This is a genomic window from Sphingobacterium lumbrici (genome assembly GCF_006476045.1).
Classification (GTDB): domain Bacteria; phylum Bacteroidota; class Bacteroidia; order Sphingobacteriales; family Sphingobacteriaceae; genus Sphingobacterium; species Sphingobacterium lumbrici.
Genome location: NZ_SRZY01000033.1, coordinates 79,601 through 101,136, shown reverse-complemented (window position 1 = coordinate 101,136; position 21,536 = coordinate 79,601). Strand labels below are relative to the sequence as shown.

At 37.8% G+C, this 21,536-nt stretch carries 14 protein-coding genes and 1 tRNA gene; 5 read left to right on the top strand and 10 right to left on the bottom strand.

The features are described 5' to 3' along the window. The first annotated feature begins 51 nt into the window (after positions 1 to 51). A tRNA-Pro gene (locus tag E4F24_RS13670) sits at positions 52 to 125 on the top strand. A 78-nt stretch (positions 126 to 203) separates the two neighbouring features. Here E4F24_RS13670 and E4F24_RS13665 read toward each other — a convergent pair. From E4F24_RS13665 to E4F24_RS13635, 7 genes are all read right to left on the bottom strand, one after another. Further along, positions 204 to 650: a DoxX family protein gene (locus E4F24_RS13665; RefSeq protein WP_140939666.1), complete on the bottom strand. Its 447-nt coding sequence runs from the start codon at positions 648 to 650 to the stop codon at positions 204 to 206. A 298-nt stretch (positions 651 to 948) separates the two neighbouring features. Continuing rightward, positions 949 to 2,613: a PNGase F N-terminal domain-containing protein gene (locus tag E4F24_RS13660; RefSeq protein WP_140939665.1), complete on the bottom strand. Its 1,665-nt coding sequence runs from the start codon at positions 2,611 to 2,613 to the stop codon at positions 949 to 951. A gap of 35 nt (positions 2,614 to 2,648) precedes the next feature. Then, entirely contained in the window at positions 2,649 to 3,692 is a 1,044-nt protein-coding gene (locus E4F24_RS13655; protein WP_140939664.1) for a ferredoxin--NADP reductase, read from the bottom strand. Between the two features lie 106 nt (positions 3,693 to 3,798). Continuing rightward, the gene (gene infB, locus E4F24_RS13650; RefSeq protein WP_140939663.1) at positions 3,799 to 6,852 is read right to left on the bottom strand and encodes a translation initiation factor IF-2; all 3,054 of its coding nucleotides are present in this window, start codon (positions 6,850 to 6,852) and stop codon (positions 3,799 to 3,801) included. Between the two features lie 102 nt (positions 6,853 to 6,954). Next, positions 6,955 to 8,193 carry a transcription termination factor NusA gene (nusA, locus tag E4F24_RS13645; protein WP_140939662.1) on the bottom strand — a complete coding sequence of 413 codons (1,239 nt, stop codon included), beginning with the start codon at positions 8,191 to 8,193 and terminating at the stop codon, positions 6,955 to 6,957. 2 nt (positions 8,194 to 8,195) lie between these two features. After that, positions 8,196 to 8,660 (bottom strand): ribosome assembly cofactor RimP, encoded by a 465-nt coding sequence (rimP, locus tag E4F24_RS13640; RefSeq protein WP_140939661.1) that lies wholly within the window; start codon positions 8,658 to 8,660, stop codon positions 8,196 to 8,198. Between the two features lie 99 nt (positions 8,661 to 8,759). Further along, complete coding sequence (locus tag E4F24_RS13635; RefSeq protein WP_140939660.1) at positions 8,760 to 9,536, bottom strand: XRE family transcriptional regulator; 777 nt, start codon at positions 9,534 to 9,536, stop codon at positions 8,760 to 8,762. Between the two features lie 103 nt (positions 9,537 to 9,639). On the opposite strand from E4F24_RS13635, the gene E4F24_RS13630 reads away from it, so the two are divergent. Further along, the gene (locus E4F24_RS13630) at positions 9,640 to 9,957 is read left to right on the top strand and encodes a GIY-YIG nuclease family protein (RefSeq protein WP_140939659.1); all 318 of its coding nucleotides are present in this window, start codon (positions 9,640 to 9,642) and stop codon (positions 9,955 to 9,957) included. 63 nt (positions 9,958 to 10,020) lie between these two features. Here E4F24_RS13630 and E4F24_RS13625 read toward each other — a convergent pair whose 3' ends face one another. Then, on the bottom strand, positions 10,021 to 13,131 hold the full coding sequence (locus E4F24_RS13625) for a peptidase MA family metallohydrolase (RefSeq protein ID WP_317130750.1): 3,111 nt from the start codon (positions 13,129 to 13,131) through the stop codon (positions 10,021 to 10,023). Between the two features lie 56 nt (positions 13,132 to 13,187). Beyond that, a complete protein-coding gene (locus E4F24_RS13620; RefSeq protein ID WP_140939658.1) occupies positions 13,188 to 15,536 on the bottom strand; it encodes a transglycosylase domain-containing protein in 2,349 nt (782 codons plus the stop codon). A 225-nt stretch (positions 15,537 to 15,761) separates the two neighbouring features. Here E4F24_RS13620 and rpoN point away from each other — a divergent pair, with 225 nt between their 5' ends. Next, positions 15,762 to 17,225: an RNA polymerase factor sigma-54 gene (gene rpoN, locus E4F24_RS13615; protein ID WP_140939657.1), complete on the top strand. Its 1,464-nt coding sequence runs from the start codon at positions 15,762 to 15,764 to the stop codon at positions 17,223 to 17,225. A 212-nt stretch (positions 17,226 to 17,437) separates the two neighbouring features. On the opposite strand, the gene E4F24_RS13610 is transcribed toward rpoN, so the two are convergent. Beyond that, entirely contained in the window at positions 17,438 to 18,409 is a 972-nt protein-coding gene (locus E4F24_RS13610) for a bile acid:sodium symporter family protein (protein WP_140939656.1), read from the bottom strand. A gap of 80 nt (positions 18,410 to 18,489) precedes the next feature. On the opposite strand from E4F24_RS13610, the gene E4F24_RS13605 reads away from it, so the two are divergent. Both E4F24_RS13605 and E4F24_RS13600 read left to right on the top strand, forming a co-directional pair. Then, a complete protein-coding gene (locus E4F24_RS13605; RefSeq protein WP_235891232.1) occupies positions 18,490 to 19,695 on the top strand; it encodes a pyridoxal phosphate-dependent aminotransferase in 1,206 nt (401 codons plus the stop codon). Between the two features lie 148 nt (positions 19,696 to 19,843). After that, on the top strand, positions 19,844 to 21,292 hold the full coding sequence (locus tag E4F24_RS13600) for an IS1182 family transposase (RefSeq protein ID WP_140939655.1): 1,449 nt from the start codon (positions 19,844 to 19,846) through the stop codon (positions 21,290 to 21,292). The last annotated feature ends 244 nt before the right edge of the window (positions 21,293 to 21,536 follow it).

Below are 21,536 nucleotides of genomic sequence, written 5' to 3'. Positions count from 1 at the left end.
ATTTTACTGATCTATTTTTATTTATTGCTTTTTATTATATTTTTGCATTATCGGGATGTAGCGTAGCCAGGTATCGCGCCAGCATGGGGTGCTGGAGGTCGTAGGTTCAAATCCTGCCATCCCGACAATTATATCAGTCTTTTAAATAATATAGTTTAGCAAGCTAACAAACAACAAATCCCATTACCAAAATATATTCAGCATTATATCTTGCGTAAATAGCCTGGTTTTCTCATCGCATGGTCTAGAGAATACTTTCCAGAACCAACAATCAAAAACAAAACCAATAGCAGTAATACAACCAATGACAACCAAAACTCAGAGTTCAAAAAACTAAACCCATTAGTTATATTAACAAAGAATACTGCTCCGATCAAAATAGGAATCTGTAACAATACAGCTAACCGTGTAACCAATCCCAAAGCGATGAATATACCTCCAACCAAATGCATAAAAGCAACATAATGTACTGCTCCCCATATCGATAGTTGAAAATTAGTGAGAGCAATTAATCTGGCTACAGCATCTGTATCTGAAATAAAACTTATTCCCTTGGAAAAAATCAGAACACCAAGAGCAATTCTTAAATAATCAAGCCATCTAGGATGATGAGTATCTCCCCAATGCTCTATCTTGTACAACAGATTCATAACGACCTCCTTTTAAATTGGTTATATCAACTACCTATTTAACGTCAAAAAATGGTTTATTATTGTAATATCTATAATTATCTTTATCAGAGGAAGAATCTCTGTTTGTTAAAGAGCCGATAACTTTCATCAATCCGACAACACAAAAGACAGATGTTTATTGGTTAGAATTTTATGAAAAGATAAAACTAGAAGTACCAAAGGGTAAATTAGGCTGCACCCCAAATGGACGTGCAACCTCATCTAAACTGTTCTTTGTAGGACACCTGGAATAAGAGGAGATTTCTACACGGACAACCTAATAAATCAACGCACCGCTCACGTTCCAAAAACTCATGCTATTACCTTCCCGGGGACCTTGTGGAATATGAATACGAATGGTATGTTTACCGGCTTTTAGATTTCCTAAGTTGATGAAAATCGGGTTGGTAACGGTACCAGGACACCAATTTGAACGACTTAAATCTGATGAAGACAATCCATTCTCAAAATTACCTGACACAGGATTGTAAAGTCGGTAACCACCACAATCTAATCGCCATGGCGTAAACTGAAATGAAAGCCGCCCATCGAGATAGATACTATTTACTTTAGGCACAAATTCGTCTCCATTCCCCCATCCGCCATGTCCCGTTGTAATATATCTAAGCTGTACATTTTCAATATCTTTCGGAATATCAAACGTAAATTCCAGTCCTTTTTCCAAACCAAATAAAGTGGCGTAGGTTTGTCCTCCCATCTCCATCACGTTGGTTGTGTTGAATAATGCAATGCTACTCTTACCTTTTGCATACGAAGAATTGCCGGAATGAATAGTAAGTTCCAAACTCACTTTATGACCTCCTTTATCGTAATTTCCAATATAAGTTCCAATATAGACTTCTCTACCCGAAAGCACTTTCAAAAATTCGGAAACTTCTTGTCTATAGATAACACTATCCTGCCAAGTCTTCCCTTTTAGTGTCAACCTATCATTAAAGTGGCTTACGCCAAACGGAGTAAAAAAACGCATCAACTCATATACCGGACTAAATTTATCCGTTCGGATCATCCCTAGATAATTATTACCATCTCCATTATCATAACGAGGTAACGTCGTCATCCCATTTTTCATCCCATCTAAAAAGGTAAGTTCCTGATCTTCTGCTATTAAAAAAACGGATCCCGTACGATCGTAAGCATCTCCATTTGATTTTTCGATCAATTCAATGAACACCTGACTATTCTCTCCTACTTCCGGAATTTTGACTTTCTTTACGATCACCGTGCCTTCAGCAAAGCGTAATATAGAATCTGATTTAATCCGATCGGGATTGAAAGATATTAGTTCATCTTTAAAAATCGGAACTTGAATAAAGCGGCTCTTCCAAAGAATATCACGATATGTTAATTCGTTCAAAAGATCTCGAACTTCTGGCGGTTTAATCGAACTTGGAAATGCATCTACTTTTTCGATTTTTGTAGCAATCAAACTGTTGCTTCCATTGCGCGTGTATTCCAATACCAGACCAAGAGGAAGACCTGTTTCATTAGGAGCTCCATAAACATTTAATTCGTTGGTATACCATATCTCTATTGCATTTGAATTGACGGATAGACTAGCTTTTCGTGCACTGTACCCCATAATTAATTTGGTCTCAGAAGTCTGATTATAGACATATTTACGAAAGACATTAGAATCTACCGCTGCTATTTTTTTATCCTTGGATAATGACGTTTCTTTATAAAATAGCTTCGCCTGCTGATCTACAAAATAATATTCATGTGGAAATTTCTGCTCTCCGGATAATATGCTTCCTTTGGTAATGGCTGAGTAATCTGTACTTGCATACACCACAATAGGCTCCTGCTTGGATACCTGTCCATTATGAAAAGATTGATAGGTAATTCTATATTTATCCTGACCTAACGCTATGGATAAAATCCCCTGAGTTAAGAAAAACAATAAAACTATATTTTTCATCTGTATAATAATTACTTTTTATCTGTATTATGTTATTAAATCACTTCGATTGTGGTTCCATTTGAAAGAGGGTGTGAAGTACAGATCAAACATCGCCCATTTTCCACTTCCCGATCTGTAAGTACCTCATTATAATCCATACGCACCTCACCTTCCGTAACTTGAGAAATACACGTGCTACACATACCTGATTTGCAGGAGTAAGGCAATTTAATTTTATGTTCCAAGCCTACATCGAGAATCGTTTTATTATACGGAATAATCAAATTATATTCTTGGCCATGAAACTTCAATTTAACCTCATAACTTGTTCTATCTACTGGCTCCTCCTCTTTCTCATCTTCATCTTCCTCCTCTTCCGGAAAATGAAAAGTTTCGCGTTTTATTGTATAATCAGGGAATCCCATCCCCAGTAAGGTAAAACGACATAGATCCATATAAAAAACAGGACCACAGGTATAGAACACTACTTCCTCTCCTTCACTAAGATTTGATTCTACCAAATTAATAATATAATCTCTGTTTAGTCGAGCACGTAATAAATTTTTGACATTGGACCAGATAAATTCAATCTTCAAACGCGTTGGGTACTGCATTTGCCAAGCTAACAACTCCTCATAAAAAATTGTATTTTGTTGTGCACTATTACTATATATCAATACCACTTTACTCTTCTTTTCAGCCGTTAATGCCGTTTTCAGAATCGAGTATAAAGGCGTAATTCCTACACCAGCCGCAAACAGAAAAATAGTTCTTAAACTATCTTCCTTAGGTTCATACACAAATAATCCCTGCGGATCCATTACATTGATAATATCGCCCACTCTAGTCTTATGATGTAGTAAACGGGATATTTCACCATTATCAACACGTTTCACCGTGATTTCGGGCTTCTCATCTAACGCTGGAGAGCTACTAAAGGAATATGATCTGCGCACTTCCCTATCCCCGAACAAAAATGATAGGGTCAAAAATTGACCAGCTTTGTAGGTTGGAAAAGTATTGTTAATATCATCAAAACGAATGGTAATATTATGATTGGGCTGTTGAATAATTTCAGACACTCTAAACTTATGCATGTTTTAAAGATAAAGCCTTCGTAGAAAATAATCAAATAAATATTAGGGATATAAAAAATCCTGACACTATAGCCAGGATTTCATTATATTATTGTATGTAAAGTTATTACAACTTACGTTTCACTTCTACTTGTTCGTATGCTTCCACGATATCGCCTACTTGAATATCATTGTATCGATCAATATTCAGACCACATTCATATCCAAAAGAAACCTCTTTAACATCGTCCTTAAAGCGTTTTAATGAAGCTAATTTACCGGTATGAATTACAACACCTTCACGAATAATACGGATATCATTGTTACGGTTGATTTTACCGCTCAATACCATACAACCTGCAATTGTACCGACTTTAGAGATCTTAAATGTTTCGCGGATCTCAACCTCAGCAACGATTTTCTCTTCAAATTTCGGAGCCAACATACCTTCCATTGCGGATTTAATCTCTTCGATCGCATCATAAATGATGGAATAAAGACGGATGTCAATCTGTTCACCTTCGGCTAATTTACGTGCACTTAGTGAAGGACGAACCTGGAAACCAATGATAATTGCATCTGATGCAGATGCTAGCAATACATCGGATTCAGAAATAGCACCCACAGATTTGTGAATGATATTCACTTGAATTTCATCGGTAGATAATTTCAATAACGAATCAGACAATGCTTCGATAGAACCATCCACATCACCTTTAACAATGATATTAAGTTCCTTAAAGTTACCGATAGCCAAACGACGACCAATTTCATCTAAGGTAATATGTTTCGTTGCACGCATACCCTGTTCACGTTGCAATTGAAGACGTTTATTTGCCATTTGACGAGCTTCCGACTCACTCTCCATAACATATATCTTATCGCCTGCGGTCGGCGCACCAGCCATACCTAAAATCTGTACCGGCTGCGACGGTCCTGCTTCTTTCACACGTTCGCCACGTTCATTAGTCAAAGCTTTCACCTTACCGGAATGCGAACCCGCTAATATAGGGTCTCCAACACGAAGTGTACCCCCTTGGACTAACACCGTAGTAACGATACCACGCCCTTTATCTAAAGCTGCTTCAATCACTGAACCTACAGCACGTTTCGTAGGATCCGCTTTAAGATCAAGCAATTCGGCTTCTAATAATACTTTTTCTAATAAAAGTTCAACATTTAAACCTGTCTTAGCAGAAATCTCTTGTGCCTGATATTTACCCCCCCACTCTTCCACTAGGATATTCATTGCGGATAATTGTTCACGTACACGATCCGCATTCGCGCCTGGTTTATCCACTTTCGTAAATGCAAATACAATAGGTACGCCAGCCGCCTGAGCGTGGTTAATGGCTTCTTTTGTCTGAGGCATCACGGCATCATCTGCTGCAATGACAATAATAACAATATCTGTTACCTTAGCACCACGTGCACGCATGGCTGTAAAAGCTTCGTGACCAGGAGTATCTAAGAATGTAATCTTTCTATCATCTTCTAATTTAACAGCATATGCACCGATATGTTGCGTAATACCACCAGCTTCACCTCCAGTTACATTTGCCTTACGGATATAATCCAATAATGAAGTCTTACCATGGTCAACGTGCCCCATTACTGTTACAATTGGTGCACGAGGGGTCAAGTTTTCTTCCGTATCCGGAACTTCCAATTCGGCAACTTCTTCATCCTCTGGCTTGATAAACTCTACTTTATATCCAAATTCATCGGCTACAATAGTCAACGTCTCTGCGTCCAACCTTTGGTTAATAGATACGAACATTCCTAAGCTCATACATGTACCTATTACCTGTGTAACTGGAACGTCCATTAGATTTGCCAATTCATTAGCCGTAACAAATTCCGTTACTTTTAACACTTTGGACATCATTTCTTGTTCCAATGCTGCTTCTTCCGCAGAAGTAGCTATATCATCACGCTTTTGACGACGCAATTTGGCACGCTGTGCAAATTTACCCGATTTACCCGCACCACTTAAACGAGCAAGTGTTGCCTTGATTTGATCTTGGATTTCTTTTTCAGACAATTCTTCCTTCGGAGCATCCTGCCTACCTCTATTATGGAAATTTGGTCTCCCTTTTCCAGGATGATTACCACCTGGACCTCCAGGTCTGTTGTGGTTTCTATTATCAGGACGTTGTCCTCCACCTGGTGCATTCGTATTGCTTCCGGGACCTCTATTTTGACCACCTTGACCTTGTTGCTGGTTGTTTTGGTCATTTGGAGATACCGGTGTATTCGGCTTATTTGTACGCTTACGCTTACGTTTGTTGTCGTTATTTGCATTAGAAGAAGACGCAACAGGTTTTTCTTTAGGTTTGAAAGTAGGCAATACAATCTTACCAATAACCTTTGGTCCTTCTAATTTTTCTGAGCGAGCGCGAATTACATCGTCCTGCGGTTTTACCGGAGCCTCTGTTTTAGTAACCGGTACAACCACCTTAGGCTCTTCTTTTTTCTCCTCTGGCTTTATTATCGGAAGCGGTTTTGGTTCCTCTTTTTTCGACAGTTCAACTTTTGGTGCTTCCACTTTTGGTACTTCTACGTTAGGAGTTTCAACTTTTGGAGTTTCTACTACAGGCTGTTCAACCTTAGGAATTTCCACTTTCGGTTCTTCTTTCTTCAATTCCTCTACAACAATCTTAGGCTCCTCTTTCTTTTCTTCAACTCTTTCAGGCTGAGAAGTTTTCGCTGTATCAGCTATTTCTTCCTCTCTCTTTTTCGATTTACCTCTACTCAAGCTATCCAGATCAATTTTACCTACTACTTTAAGATGATTTCCAGCTTCTTCTTCTTTCTTAGGTTCGGATTTTGCTGGAGATTCAAGCGTAGCGTTACTTACATTCTTGATTAAGATTTCCTTAACCTCTTTTGTATCTTCGTTCTCAGAGGCATTAGAATCCAGAGAAGGTGTATTCCCTCCTGTTGAAGGTGATTCATCGCGACGAATTTTGCCAATGACAATTTGCTTTGCCTCGTCTTTAACGATCTTATCACCTCGGAATTCATGCAAAAGAACATTGTACATATCCGAAGATAATTTAGTGTTAGGTTTTGACTCTACCTCAAATCCCTTTTTTGCCAAATATTCTACGGCAGTCCCAATACCTATATTAAGTTCTTTTGCTGCTTTAAGTAAGTTTATACTTTTACCTTCTGTCATCTATTATTAACCTCTAAAAATTTTAGTCTTTACAAAAATATGTTTTTTTTACACGCAAATAACAAATATTTACATTTTGTTTTTGGTGATGCAGGCACATAGTTATTCAAACTCAGCCTGCAATATACGAACTATCTCTTGGATAGTATCTTCTTCTAAATCCGTACGACGAACTAATTCCTCATGCGACAGGGTCAAAACAGATTTTGCACTATCCAATCCAACTCGTTTTAATTCATCGATGATCCAGCTATCGATTTCATCTGCGAATTCTTCGATATCCACATCCTCCTCGATTTCATCGTTTTCACGATATACATCAATCTCATATCCTGTCAATTTTCCAGCCAATTTGATATTATGACCACCACGTCCGATTGCTAAAGAAACCTGATCCGGTTTTAAATACACTGCTGCAGCTTTACCATCTTCATCAATTTTGATGGAAGAAATACGAGCAGGACTCAATGCACGCGTAATATACAGCGAATGATTTGTCGTAAAATTGATTACATCGATGTTTTCATTCCGCAGTTCGCGCACGATACCGTGAATACGAGATCCTTTCATACCTACACAAGCACCTACCGGATCTATACGATCATCATACGATTCAACTGCGACTTTAGCACGCTCTCCTGGTTCGCGAACAATTTTCTTAATGGTAATCAAACCATCGAAAATTTCAGGAACTTCCAATTCAAATAAACGTTGTAGGAATTCCGGTGCAGTACGTGAAATAATAATCTTAGGATTACTATTCATCATATCTACCTTAGAAACTACGGCACGAATACTATCTCCTTTTTTGAAATAATCGGCAGGAATTTGCTCTGTTTTTGGAAGAATAAGTTCATTACCATCTTCGTCCAATACCAGAATTTCCTTTTTCCAGATTTGATATACTTCCCCTATTACTAATTCACCTTCACGATCCTTATACTTTTTGAATACTTCGTCTTTTTCTAATTCCAATACTTTAGAGACTAATGTCTGACGAGCAGCTAAAATAGCACGACGTCCAAAACTTTCTAATGTAATCTGCTCAATATATTCGTCCCCTACCTCTAAGTCTGGATCGTATTGATGCGCTTCTGCAAGTTCGATTTCTAGATCGTCGTCTTCAGAAAATCCGTCTTCCATTACAACACGGGTTCTCCAAATTTCCAAATCCCCATTATCTGGATTTACAATAACGTCTACGTTTTCATCTGTACCAAAACGTTTACGAATCATACTACGAAATACTTCTTCAAGCACTGTGATTACCGTCGGACGGTCAATATTTTTGAACTCTTTAAACTCCTGAAAAGAGTCAATCAAATTGATATTGCTGCTCATTTTTATTTAAATGAAATTAAAACCTTTGTTTCTTTTATTTGGCTTAAGGGAAATACAGCTTCTTTTATTTCAGCTTTCTTTCCTTTTTCTTTTACTTTTTCTTCAATTGTAAGCTCTTGCTCTGCTACAGCGATCAGTTTACCTTCTTTGGCAGTTCCATCCTCTAGCTTCAATCGCACATCACGTCCTATATTTTTTATATACTGACGTAACAACACAAGTGGGGAATCAATACCTGGAGAAGAAACTTCTAAACGGTATGCAGTTTCTATCGCATTTTCTTCTTCGAGATGAAAACCAACATGCCTGCTTACTTTAACACAATCGTCTATAGAAATCCCCTGATCCCCGTCTAGCAAAATCGCTAACACCCCATTACTCTGCATTTTGATACTTACGATAAATAAATCGTCACGATCTCCAATTTTTTCTAGTACTAATTCTTCTACCCGTTGTTCAATTTGCATATTCTAATCATTGAATTAAAAAAGGGGGCATACGATGCCCCCTTCCTTTCAGATACTACAAAGGTATAAAAAATTTTATAGAAATAAAAATCCGTATTATTATTTTTTCGTATCTACCACTGAATTAATAGTTTTCTGCATTTGAGCCATCATGGAGGTTAACGTTTCCATCGTAGGCTCTGCTACAGGCTCCGGAAATTCGGTCGATATAAAAGCTTTCGCTTTCCATATTTCCAAAATATCAGCAGGCCCAACCCAATACGATTCATAGACTTTATTATCCGAAACAAGTTTAAGGCCTTTATCTTCTTTATATTTAAAAGCGATACGTTTATACACCACACCCTCATCTTTTGAGATCACTATATATGTCTGTCCCGGCTTTATATCATTCCAATTCTCAACATATTCACCTATAATGACACTACCTGACGACAATGGCAACATGGAATCCCCTTTGATCTCAAAAGCTCTATACGTACCCTGATTGAACATAGGGAGATTGAATTTTGGCAACTCCTTTACATACTCCGGATCTGCATATCCATTAAGATACCCTGCACTGGCTTTTACAGGCACGAGTTCTATATTCTCCCGATCTGATTGATCCACTGTAATACTCAGCACGCGTAAGTTAGAGGCATTTCCTTTAGGTGTAGGCTTCCATTTTTCATCGATTACATCATTAGCCAATTCATCCATCGAAAGCGCATAATAATCAGCTATTTTTTTTAGCAACTCATACTTAGGTTCCGCTCTATCTTCTTCATATGCTCCCACCGAAGCACGCTTAATATCCATTGCATCAGCAAATTGCTGTTGAGTAAGTCCTTTATTTTTTCTTAAATATTTAAGATTAGAAGCGATGTTTGACATAATATTTTTTTAAATATATTTTAAAAAACTAAAATTATTAGTATTATTGTGCCAATAAAATTAGTGAAGAAAAAATATAAAACCAAATAATTTAGTAAATAACATGAAGAAATACAGCATTTACATGATAACAGATAGCAATAGACTGTATCTAGAAGTAGGATACTGCACGGATATATCCTTAAAACTTCATGAAATTGAACAAGCCGACTGGTCTTTATTTTCTACTGCTCCTAAATTTAACAGAATAGTATATAGTGAAGAATCCCCTTCTTTTGAAGCAGCACAAAAACGCGTTGATGAAATTAAACACTTTACACGGATGCAAAAAGAAAGACTTATTAGAAAACATAACCCAAACTGGTTAAATATCATCCAGAGATCAGCGGCTCTCATAAAAAAAGCCGTTGTTTATGCCTGAGCCTAAACAACGACCTTAACAACCTCAACACGCATCATCTTACGTGCAAACTCAAAGGTTAGACTACCACCCTGGCGCAAAGTTTAGTCCGAATGTACCAAATTTTGATCTTGCCTTGTTAAGAGGTATCGCATAATACGGTTCAAGAATCATTGCGCCAAATAAATTTACGCGTAGTGAAACTCCTGTACTGAAAACCGGCATTCTTACATTTGAATCATAATAAGTAATAGTTTGGCCATTTTCTGTTTCTGTGATTAGATCCGCATCTGTCTTATTCCATTTCACCTTGTTCCCTTTACTCCATGCTAATCCTGCGTCTACAAAGAAATTTAGATCGGAAAATAAAAATCCGGATTTTATGGTGGCAAGTTTTTCTGGCCCCGTAAAAGGCAAACGGACTTCAAAATTAGCAACAGCCATCCGTGAGCCCATTAAATCAGACCAACTGATTTTGCCGGATCTATCGAAATCACCATTTTCAAATCCTCTAACCAAGTATGGATAGCCAATGTACATTCCATACAATTTATCCTCATCTTTTCCTGCACGCATGTATGAATATATGCGGGCCGCAAGTGTAACCGGTTTAAAACGTTGATATTTACGAACATCAACATTTATTGTTGAAAAATTATAATCTCCGAATATACGACCATATTCCAGCCGATACCTAAATCCCTGCAACGGTGCTGCTATACCAAAAACCGCATTATCGCCTACAAATCCTGCACTTGTTTGTTGTAAAAAGGCAGATTCAAAATTACCAAAACCTAAGTTTTGTGCTTCCTCGTTAGATAACTTTTCACGATCTCCATAACGACCAAAATAACTCTGACGCCACTTTTCAATTCTGTAACTATATTGCGCAACAGCTCCGCCCAGTTCAAACCGATGATGCCTATTGAATGGATACGCCACAAATGCGTCAAACTGTGTTTGAAATTGACGGATCATATAGGTATTGATCGAAAACTCATCACCAATACCTGTCCCAAAATCTTCCATTTCATATCTATTGAAACCATACCGATAAGGAATATGCGAAAGGGATCCCCCCCAATTCCAACGGCTACGTTGGTTAATATATGCCAACTGCCCTCCAAAATCATAAATCTCTCCATTGATATTAAGTGCAGCAAAAATCTGGTTATACCCTAAAATATCAGAGAACATCCCCTGTATACCACTCGCAATACCTGCACCATAGCGAGATCCGACAGACATACCTACACCGCTATTTGCTAGATAATCTAATTTAAACTTTGGTTGATAGGCTATATTATTTATTTGCGAATCATCAATCCGCTGAAACACATTAAAATTTTGCAAATTGGTATTGACAACATTTATTCCTCGATTTACATTTGGCGGAAGCATCGCTGCATTAAAATCCGTTACATTGCCATCTACGACCTGAGCTTGAAAATCCGTACTTTTTGCTTTGTAAACGGTATATTGATTCTTTTTAAAATAAGAATATACGATTTCGTCGTTAGCAGAGATACTCATGGCAGGAGAATATTCTGTAATGCCGCTTATACCCGTAAAATAATCCGTTAATTTTTCTACAGTATTCGAATGAATAAGGTAACGGTACATATTCCTAAAACCATCTCCATTAGAAAGAAAATAGATTTCCTGATCATTTGACGAGAAATGTGGGTTCAAATTATTTGCCCCAGGAAATACTTCAATATTCCGAATTTCTTTGCTGACAACATCAATTATAGCCAAATTCATCGGAATATCCACTGAACGGGAATCCGACTGCAAAGCAACCCGATCTGTACTGAATACGATATATTTACCGTCACGAGAAAAACTGGGTTGAAAATCAGAGTAAAGATCATTTGTGAGTTGATTAAGTTCCTTCGTCTTCAGGTTATAAATATAGATGTCACTATGGCCATTCCTTAAACCCGAGAAAGCCACTTTATCTCCATCAGGCGACCAGGTAATATTTGTAAACTCTACGATATCAGCCATGGGTTCGACAAATACAACCTTTCCGGTTTGTACATCTACAGACATCAATTTATTTTTGCCATCGCTAAAAACACTAAAAGCAAACTGCTTAGAATCCGGAGAAAATGTTCCTGCTGATTCCAAAAAACTAAATTCATCGATATCACTATTTGTCAATTTACTCCCCAACTTTCGTATCGTTTTCCCCGTATTGGCATCCGCCAAAAACAGATCGATACTAAAGAGATCCTGTTCCGAAAGGTAAACAACATATCTCCCATCGGGAGAAATTGTAGGAGAAACATTCATCCGACCTCCATTTATACTATTTATCAGATTCATACCGATCGGATTCGAAGTAGTATCTTTATTCAGATTACGATATGTACTTTCCATACTATTCTTCCATAAAGTAGAAATCGTCTGCGCATCATAACCAAATACACGACGAATAGCATTTTCATATCCATATTTTGCCGTTTCGATAAATAAAGGCATAATTACGGTATCTCCATAGGTAGATCCGATATATGCCCAAAATGCCTGTCCGTATCGATACGGAAAATAATTATACGACTGCTCCGTCATCTGCTTAAGTGATGGAATATCTTTATTGGCATAAGCATCACGCATCCACATCGAAGTAAAGGCATCTTTCTTACCAATAGAAAAGTATTCGGCCATACCTTCTATCATCCACAATGGAATATTACCAATACTTTCCAAACGAGTAGAATCTGTCCCTTCCATCAACACCCGATATTGAAAAGCATGTACCAATTCGTGTCCCAAAACGTGTCTGGTCTGCTGATTAATCTGCATAATAGGCATTACCACTCTTTGTTTAAACGCCTCTGTCACCCCACCGGTTCCGACACCTATCTCTCCAGAAATAGCTGTAGTCTGTTGAAATTCCGGATGATTGTTATAAACAATCAATGGATTCTTCCGCGAGAATGTATCTTGGAATACCTGCTGATGCAATTCGTACCATACTTCGCTCTCTTTGGCCAGCCACCTAACCAATGTATCATTATCTAAATAATAATACATATTAAAGTGCGGTGTATCGTAAACTTTAAAATTCAGCTTTTTATAGCGCATTTTATTCTGCCCAAAATATTGTGCAGAAGCTGGTATGACTACCATTAACATTAAAAATGCTACAAAAAAGCGGCTAATCGTGATGGTTAAATTCTTTTTCATAATTGTTAGCATAATGCCTAAAAATAATAAATTCCTTCCCCTTATTATATCAATATCTAAATATTTTCATCCGAATCCGCATTTGAACTGAAACTTTGGGGCAAACTTGGTCTTATCTGCGGTAAAGTGGGCAACATATTAACATCAGCATCCCCTACTGAATCGCGTTCTGCACTTACTGTATCTTGTTGCACAGGAATTCGAGGACTAGGACACCTATATTCTTTTTTGATCTCTACTTTTGCTTCCGGAAATTTCCCAAAGGTCACACCAAATCCTGGATTTTTATATATTTCTTCCATAAACGCCGCATAAATTGGCAATGCCGTTTTAGAACCTTCTCCAGTTTGCGAATTTTTAAAATGTATGCTCTGCTCATCACACCCCACCCATACGCCCGTTACTAAATCCTTAGTCACTCCCATATACCAGCCATCGACATAGTCTGAAGAAGTCCCTGTCTTACCACCAATTTCGTTATTATTACGAAATAGATCCCACTCCCAGAGTGCTTGCGATGTACCTCCTGGCTCTTCTATTGTTCCTCTAAGCATATATGTCATCAACCAGGCATTCTCAGGATCTACTACTTGCTTTTGATCTGCTTTAAACTCCGCTATTGTATGCCCCTCCATATCAACAATTTTAGAAACCAAGATCGGCTCCGTTTTTTTACCCGCATTCATAAATGTACTATATGCACGTACCATTTCGAATACCGATACGTCATTAGACCCTAATCCTACAGAAGGAACAGGTTCCAATTTACTTTCTATTCCACATTGGTGCGCTACTTCCACTACTTTATCCCATCCCACATCTTGCGTGATCTGTGCAGTGATAGAATTAAGCGATCTGGCCATCGCCCATCGTAATGACATATTTTGATGGGAAAATGTCCAATCCGCATTCTTCGGTTCCCAAACCTCAGGTTCTCCTTTTAAATTAACAAAATCAATTTTAATGGGTTGATCGACATATTTATCACAAGGTGTCATTCCAGATTCTAACGCCGCCAGATAAGCAAAAGGTTTAAATGTGGATCCCGCCTGACGTTTAGATTGGTTGACATGGTCATATTTGTAGAAAGAATGGTTAATGCCACCTATCCAGACTTTTATTTCACCATTATACGGATCCATTGCCATCATACCCGTATTCAGCATCACGATATAATGTCTTAAAGAATCCATAGTAGAATAATTTACTTCTTCCATACCATTCCAAGTGAATACTTTCATTTTCTTTTTCTGCTCCAGAATGGAAAAGACAGAATCCTCATTATGATATTTCTCCATCAATTCCTTATATATTGGAAGCTTACGTGCATGGTTTTCTAAAAAATCAGGCAACACTTCTCCTGACTTATCGCGCCAAGGCTCTTGATTACGCCAAGTATTTTCCAGTCTACGCTGCAGCTCTTTCATCTGTTTCGCCACTACATCTTCAGCGATTTTCTGCATCCTTGAATCAATAGTAGTATATATTTTGAGTCCTGCCTTGTAAATATCTATTTCATTGTCTTGACTCCATTTATCCAACCACCGTTCCACAGCTGCACGTAAGTAAGAATCGCTTGCGTCCCTATTATCTTGATAATTTAAGTTTAGTTTTAACGAATCCTGACTAAGATGTGCGACTTCGGCAGAAGAAATAAAATTTGCTTTTTGCATCTGACTCAACACAACATTTCTCCTTTGAAGTGCATTTTTAGGATTACGAGTCGGATTATAAATGGTTGTACCCTTCAACATGCCGATCAACAATGCACTCTCATTAACCTGAAGCGCACTTGGCAACTTATTGAAATACCGAAGAGATGCAGACTTGACCCCGTATGCATTGTTACTAAACGAAACAGTATTCAAATACATCGTAATGATTTCATTCTTCGAATATTTTTGTTCCAGCTTATAGGCAGTCATCCACTCTTTATATTTAGTGACGAGAATACTAATCCCAGGGATTCTGCTTAAATACCCTTGTGAATGGGCGTAACGCGTACGGTATAAGTTTTTTGCAAGCTGCTGCGTAATTGTACTAGCCCCACGGGGATCTCCTTTCAAAGTTGAAACCGCTCCTGAAATTAATCCCAAAAAATCAATACCATTATGTTTATAGAATCTAATATCTTCTGTCGCAATCAGCGCCTCCAAAACTGAAGGAGCAATACTATCATAGGGTACCGGATCCCTATCTTCTTCAAAATAACGGCCAATCAACACGGAATCTACCGTGTACACTTCAGAAGCCACATTTAAGGTAGGCATAACTATATCTTTTTTGGTAGGGGTGTACCCAAAAAGGCCTAAAAAATTGAGTTGAACAGCGCACGTAAATAATATGATGCTATAGACAGCAATAAGAAGGTAGCGAAGGGACTTGTTTTTTACTCGTGTAAACATGTGGTAAATATGAATAAAATGTTTGAAAAAACTACATATTAAAGGATTAATTGATATTGGCGAATAGAAAAATTAACGAATTTTAACAAATGATATTAATGGGTAAAAATCACCTCATTACTTCTTAAAATACTTATTTACGCTATTAAACACATCTTCTCACTATCCTAAATTTAAATTATCTCAATATTATTAACTAAATTTACATTTGTAATTAACTTAAGCATGTTAAAACAAACATTACAACAAAAATTATTACAAAAATTATCACCTCAACAAATACAGTTTATAAAATTGTTGCAGGTTCCTACAGCTTCGTTAGATACCAGAATAAAAGAAGAACTGGAAGAAAATCCGGCATTGGAGGATGGCAGTTTGGCAAATATGAATGATCCTATTGAGGAATATCCGGACAAAGATCCGGATGAAAATTTCGAAAGCAGTGATGATTCATTTGATGAAGAATTTAGTGTAGAAGAATATATACAAGAAGATGATTTTAATGATTACGGAAGTAATTATTCCAACGATGATGAGGACGATCGCAAGGAGATCCCCATCGCTATACAAGATTCATTTTTCGAAAAACTACAGAATCAGCTGGACTTACTCGCTTTATCCGACAAAGAATATCTTGTCGGAAACCAAATCATAGGTAGCCTAGATGATGACGGATACTTAAGACGACCTATTCCATCGCTGATAGACGATCTCGCTTTTTCTCAGAATGTCGTGACGGACGAAAAAGAAGTAGAAGAAATGCTGGCAATCATTCAGGAATTTGAACCTTCTGGTATTGGAGCCAGAGATTTACAAGAATGTCTCCTTATTCAACTTCGAAAAAAAGATCAAAACAATTCGATCGTAAAAAAAGCGATTCAAGTTGTCGAAAATTATTTGGATGAATTTATCAAGAAACATTACGACAAAATAGAGAAGCAGCTAGGTGTAACTTCCGAAGAGCTGAAAGAAATAGTCAATGAAATTTTGAAATTGAATCCGAAGCCGGGAGATTCAGGGATTGTAACCGGAAAACAGCTACATGTAATCCCTGATTTCCATATCGTGAATAATGATGGTATATTACATTTGACACTGAACGGTCGTAATGCCCCCGAACTGCGCGTTTCGCGATCTTATCAAGATATATTTGAACACTACGAAAAAACAGAGAAATCGGATAAGAAAATGAAAGAAGCTGTTCAATTTGTAAAACAAAAATTGGATTCAGCAAAATGGTTTATTGATGCGATCAAGCAACGTCAACAAACCCTATTAAAAACAATGAATGCCATTATGGAATATCAGTACGACTATTTCCTAACTGGTGATGACCGCATGCTTAAGCCGATGATTTTAAAAGACATCGCAGACAAGATCGAAATGGATATTTCCACCGTATCCCGTGTAGCCAATTCCAAATATGTACAAACTGAATTTGGAACATTCTTACTGAAATCATTTTTCTCAGAAGCTATTCAAACTGACTCGGGAGAAGAGGTCTCAAATAAAGAAGTAAAAAAGATTCTGGAAGAATGTATAGCCAACGAAGACAAACGCAAACCATTGGCAGATGAAAAATTAACCGACATCCTTAAAGAAAAGGGCTATACCATTGCCCGCCGTACTGTCGCAAAATACCGAGAAGCTATGAATATCCCAGTTGCCCGACTTCGTAAAGAACTCTAAAAAGGGCTTTCTAAAAGCAAGATTAAACTGTATAAGTTGTCATTCTGAGGCTTACTGAAGAATCCCGAAGGGCTCATCAGACACAACCTAAACAACTGATTAACAATACGGTTTTTAGATCCTTATTCATTCACACTCGTATTGAACTGCATGAATGATTGCTTCGTAGTTCCTATCGTCAGGATAACAAAAAATATAACATTTAACCCTTTTTAGTCAGCCCCTTTTCTACCGTGATAACGTTGAGCTATAATAGTCACGAGAAAGATCTGAAAAGCATGGTAAATCATCAGAGGTAAAAAATAAAGACCCGCACTTGGATTATTGAGAAACAAAAATTTACCAAAAACACTACCGTGGGTCAACGACTTCTTAGCCCCACAAAAGATTGCAGTTACCTGATCCTGAACAGCGAATTTCAACACATATTTCGTCAACACATATAACACCCCATAAATCAGTACGAATAGAACAATAACAGCGATAAAAACATAAATCAAATAAGACGTGCTTATCGTACGGAATACACCAGAGTTAAACGAGTCCGCAAAACTACTGTAGACGATTAGAAGAATGACCGTCTTATCAAACTGTGCTAATCTCATGCTATATTTAGATGCCCATGCCCCCAAATAACGTTTTAGTAGTAAACCTAAAATTACCGGAATGATGATTTCACGTATCAATCCCCAGTACACGTCACCAAATACATTTTCCGTATAAAAATCTAAAAATAAACTCATCCATAGCGGTGTAACGATCACGCCGATTAACCCCGAAATACTGGCATTAAAAATGGCCGCTGGCACATTACCTTTAGCAATAGAAACCATCACTACGGACGACGAAACCGTAGAGGGTAGTGCTGCTAAAAAGAAAAATGAAAGCCAAAAATTTTCTTGTACAACATCAACGACAAAAGGTTTGAAAGGCAATACCAGTAAGGGGAACATTACAAAAGTTGCCAATTGGACAACGACATGAAGCTTCCAATTCTTTAACCCACACTTTACATCTGTGATACTTAATTTCAAACCATAGAAAAAAAAGATGAGGGACACCCCTACTGTCGTTGTTACCTCCAATAACTGTCCTTCTTGAAATAAAACCGCTTGAGGAAAAAAATAAGCTAAACCTATCGCAATCAACAAAGCAACTATAAAACTATCAAATTTCATTTTCATATATAAATCGTCATATTTTTTCACAATTTATCAAAATTTTAGCACTAAAAATGAAGGTTATATAATATATTTGCACTACCATGAGCACAACATCATTTTTATCAAATAGGATTAACAATCTATCCGAGTCAGCGACTTTAAAAATGACCAAATTAGGTCGTGAATTGGCTGCAAAAGGTATCAACATCATCAGTCTTAGTGTTGGTGAACCAGATTTTAACACACCGACACACGTAAAAGATGCCGCGAAGAAAGCATTAGACGATAATTATACACGTTACTCGCCTGTACCCGGTTACCCCGATTTGCGTCAAGCAATCGTCAATAAACTAAAAACTGAAAATGGCCTCGACTACGACATTTCACAAATTGTCGTTTCTACAGGCGCTAAACAATCATTGTCCAACGTAATATTAACACTCATAAATCCGGGAGAGGAAGTAATCATTCCTACCCCATACTGGGTCTCTTACTCCGAAATGGTCACTTTAGCAGAAGGAAAGTCCGTTTTCATCGATACTGATATTGAAAGTAATTTCAAAATCACTCCAGCACAGTTAGAAGTTGCTATCACACCGAACACCAAGCTTTTCATGTTTTCTTCACCTTGTAATCCGACCGGATCTGTATATAGCAAAGATGAGTTAGCTGCCTTGGTTGCCGTATTTGAAAAATATCCTAATATTTTCATTCTTTCGGATGAGATATATGAACATATCAACTTTGTTGACCAACACGAGTCTATAGCACAATTTGACAGTATCAAAGATCGTGTTATCATCGTAAACGGCTTTTCAAAGGCATTCGCAATGACAGGATGGCGTTTGGGGTATATCGCAGCAAATAAAGAAATAGCAGCAGCTAATGACAAACTGCAGGGACAAACAACCTCAGGTACATGCTCTATCGCGCAACGTGCAGGAATTGTAGCTTACGAACAAGGGCTAGAAAGTGTAAACAAGATGAAAGAAGCATTTTTACGCCGTCGTAAGTTGGTTTACGAATTACTTAATGATATTCCGGGAGTAAAAACGAACTTACCAGAAGGTGCTTTCTATTTCTTCCCTGAAATCAGTTCATTCTTTGGTAAAAAAGATCCAGACGGTAGTGAAATTAAAAATTCAGCTGATCTGGCTTTATACTTGCTAAACTTCGGACATGTAGCTACAGTAGGTGGAGATTCGTTTGGAAACAACAACTATATCCGTCTTTCCTATGCGGCATCTGATGAGAGCTTGGTAGAAGCCCTGAGAAGAATAAAAGAAGCTTTAGCCAAATTAGCATAAAACAATGTAATAATTCAATATAAAAGGGCTAGATTAATCGAGGTCACTGAAAAAGTGTCCTTTTAGAAAAAGTGAAGAAAAGGAGTAGAGAGCAATAGTTTTCTGTTCCTTTTTTCGTATCTTAAAGTCGGCTTTAACGGACTTCAGGATGCTTTCTACTCAACAAAAAATACAATTCAGTTCCTGTTCAGGATTGTACGATATCATTGTTCCAAAAGACAATCTACTTCGAAAAATCAACGATCTTATCGATTTCAGTTTTATCTATGACGAGCTTTTGGAGAAGTATTGCAGCACTAATGGTCGTACTGCGGAGAGCCCCATCAAGATGTTCAAGTACCTTCTGTTAAAGACCATCTATACCGTTTCGGATGTAGATGTTGTTGAGCGTTCCAGATATGATATGTCGTTTAAATACTTTCTTGAAATGACCCCCGAGGAGGATGTGATCAATTCCAGTTCCCTCACCAAGTTCCGCAAGCTGAGGTTAAAGGACATGGATCTTTTGAACCTGTTGATCAACAATACCGTATCAATTGCTTTGGAGAAAGGAATTATTAAATCAAAGTCCATCATCGTAGATGCCACCCATACCCATTCCAGATCGAACCCCTATACAGCATTGGAAGTTCTTAAGGAACGTTCCAAGCTATTAAGAAAAGTGATCTATCAGATTGATGGGGAATACAGGGAGAATCTGCCCCAAAACAACGAATCCAACGATCTCGATCAAGAGCTTACCTGTTGTAAGGAATTACAGAGGGTCCTTGAGCAGGATCAGGCTATCAGTGAAATACCGGCTGTAAAAGAAAAGCTGAACCTTTTAAAGGAAACCCTTGAGGACACGAAAGAATACTACCTGGTTTCCAAAGATGATGAGGCCAGGCTTGGCTATAAATCCGTAGACAGTAGTTTCTTTGGCTACAAAACACATCTGGCGATGACCGGGGAGCGCATTATCACGGCAGCGGTCGTTACGACGGGCGAAAAAGGCAACGGTCCGGAGCTGCCGCGTTTATTGGAGATCAGCCAACAGAATGGAATGGAAGTGGACACGATCATAGGTGATGCTGCATATTCTGGAAAAGACAACCTTCAGTTGGCAAAAGAGCAGAATATTGATATCGTAGCTAAATTGAATCCGGCAGTCAGCCAAGGATGCAGGAAAGAAGGAAATCTGTTTCACTATAATAAAGACGCAGGGATGTTTGTCTGTCCAGCAGGACATTTGGCAATCAGGAAAGCTCGTCAAGGGAAAAAGGGCCAAGCTACAAATCAAACTGAGACGTATTACTTTGATGTTGAGAAATGTAAGGGATGCCCACTAAGAGAAGGCTGTTACAAGCCAGGTTCTAAAACCAAGAGCTATTCGGTCTCCATAAAATCTGAACGTCACAAAGAACAGATGGCTTTCCAAGAATCAGAATATTATCGAAACAAATCTAAGGAAAGATATAAAATTGAAGCAAAGAATAGTGAGCTCAAGAATGTTCATGGTTATGGAAGAGCAGACTCATACGGCATCCAGAATATACAAATGCAAGGTGCAATGGCAATCTTTACTGTAAACTTAAAAAGAATCCTGAAATTGATCTAAAAAGGAGGACTATTACCTCGAAAATAACCACGATTGGACACTAAAAACCCAAATAGTCGCTATTGGTCACTTAAAATTCTATCAGGGACATTAAAAAAACGAACTTCTGAAAATACTTAAAATAAAAATGACCGAGATAGGTTAGACCCATACTCAGTCATTTCTTTAAGACTCATTAAAATGTTAAGGCTTTTTCAGTGACCTCCCTTTTTGGACACCTTCTTTTTTACATTTAACCGTTTCA

Bases quoted from the DNA above. Each gene is read 5' to 3' on its own strand.
- E4F24_RS13665 (WP_140939666.1), bottom strand. From the start codon at position 650: ATGAATCTGTTGTACAAGATAGAGCATTGGGGAGATACTCATCATCCT.
- E4F24_RS13660 (WP_140939665.1), bottom strand. From the start codon at position 2,613: ATGAAAAATATAGTTTTATTGTTTTTCTTAACTCAGGGGATTTTATCC.
- E4F24_RS13655 (WP_140939664.1), bottom strand. From the start codon at position 3,692: ATGCATAAGTTTAGAGTGTCTGAAATTATTCAACAGCCCAATCATAAT.
- infB (WP_140939663.1), bottom strand. From the start codon at position 6,852: ATGACAGAAGGTAAAAGTATAAACTTACTTAAAGCAGCAAAAGAACTT.
- nusA (WP_140939662.1), bottom strand. From the start codon at position 8,193: ATGAGCAGCAATATCAATTTGATTGACTCTTTTCAGGAGTTTAAAGAG.
- rimP (WP_140939661.1), bottom strand. From the start codon at position 8,660: ATGCAAATTGAACAACGGGTAGAAGAATTAGTACTAGAAAAAATTGGA.
- E4F24_RS13635 (WP_140939660.1), bottom strand. From the start codon at position 9,536: ATGTCAAACATCGCTTCTAATCTTAAATATTTAAGAAAAAATAAAGGA.
- E4F24_RS13630 (WP_140939659.1), top strand. From the start codon at position 9,640: ATGAAGAAATACAGCATTTACATGATAACAGATAGCAATAGACTGTAT.
- E4F24_RS13625 (WP_317130750.1), bottom strand. From the start codon at position 13,131: ATGAAAAAGAATTTAACCATCACGATTAGCCGCTTTTTTGTAGCATTT.
- E4F24_RS13620 (WP_140939658.1), bottom strand. From the start codon at position 15,536: ATGTTTACACGAGTAAAAAACAAGTCCCTTCGCTACCTTCTTATTGCT.
- rpoN (WP_140939657.1), top strand. From the start codon at position 15,762: ATGTTAAAACAAACATTACAACAAAAATTATTACAAAAATTATCACCT.
- E4F24_RS13610 (WP_140939656.1), bottom strand. From the start codon at position 18,409: ATGAAAATGAAATTTGATAGTTTTATAGTTGCTTTGTTGATTGCGATA.
- E4F24_RS13605 (WP_235891232.1), top strand. From the start codon at position 18,490: ATGAGCACAACATCATTTTTATCAAATAGGATTAACAATCTATCCGAG.
- E4F24_RS13600 (WP_140939655.1), top strand. From the start codon at position 19,844: ATGCTTTCTACTCAACAAAAAATACAATTCAGTTCCTGTTCAGGATTG.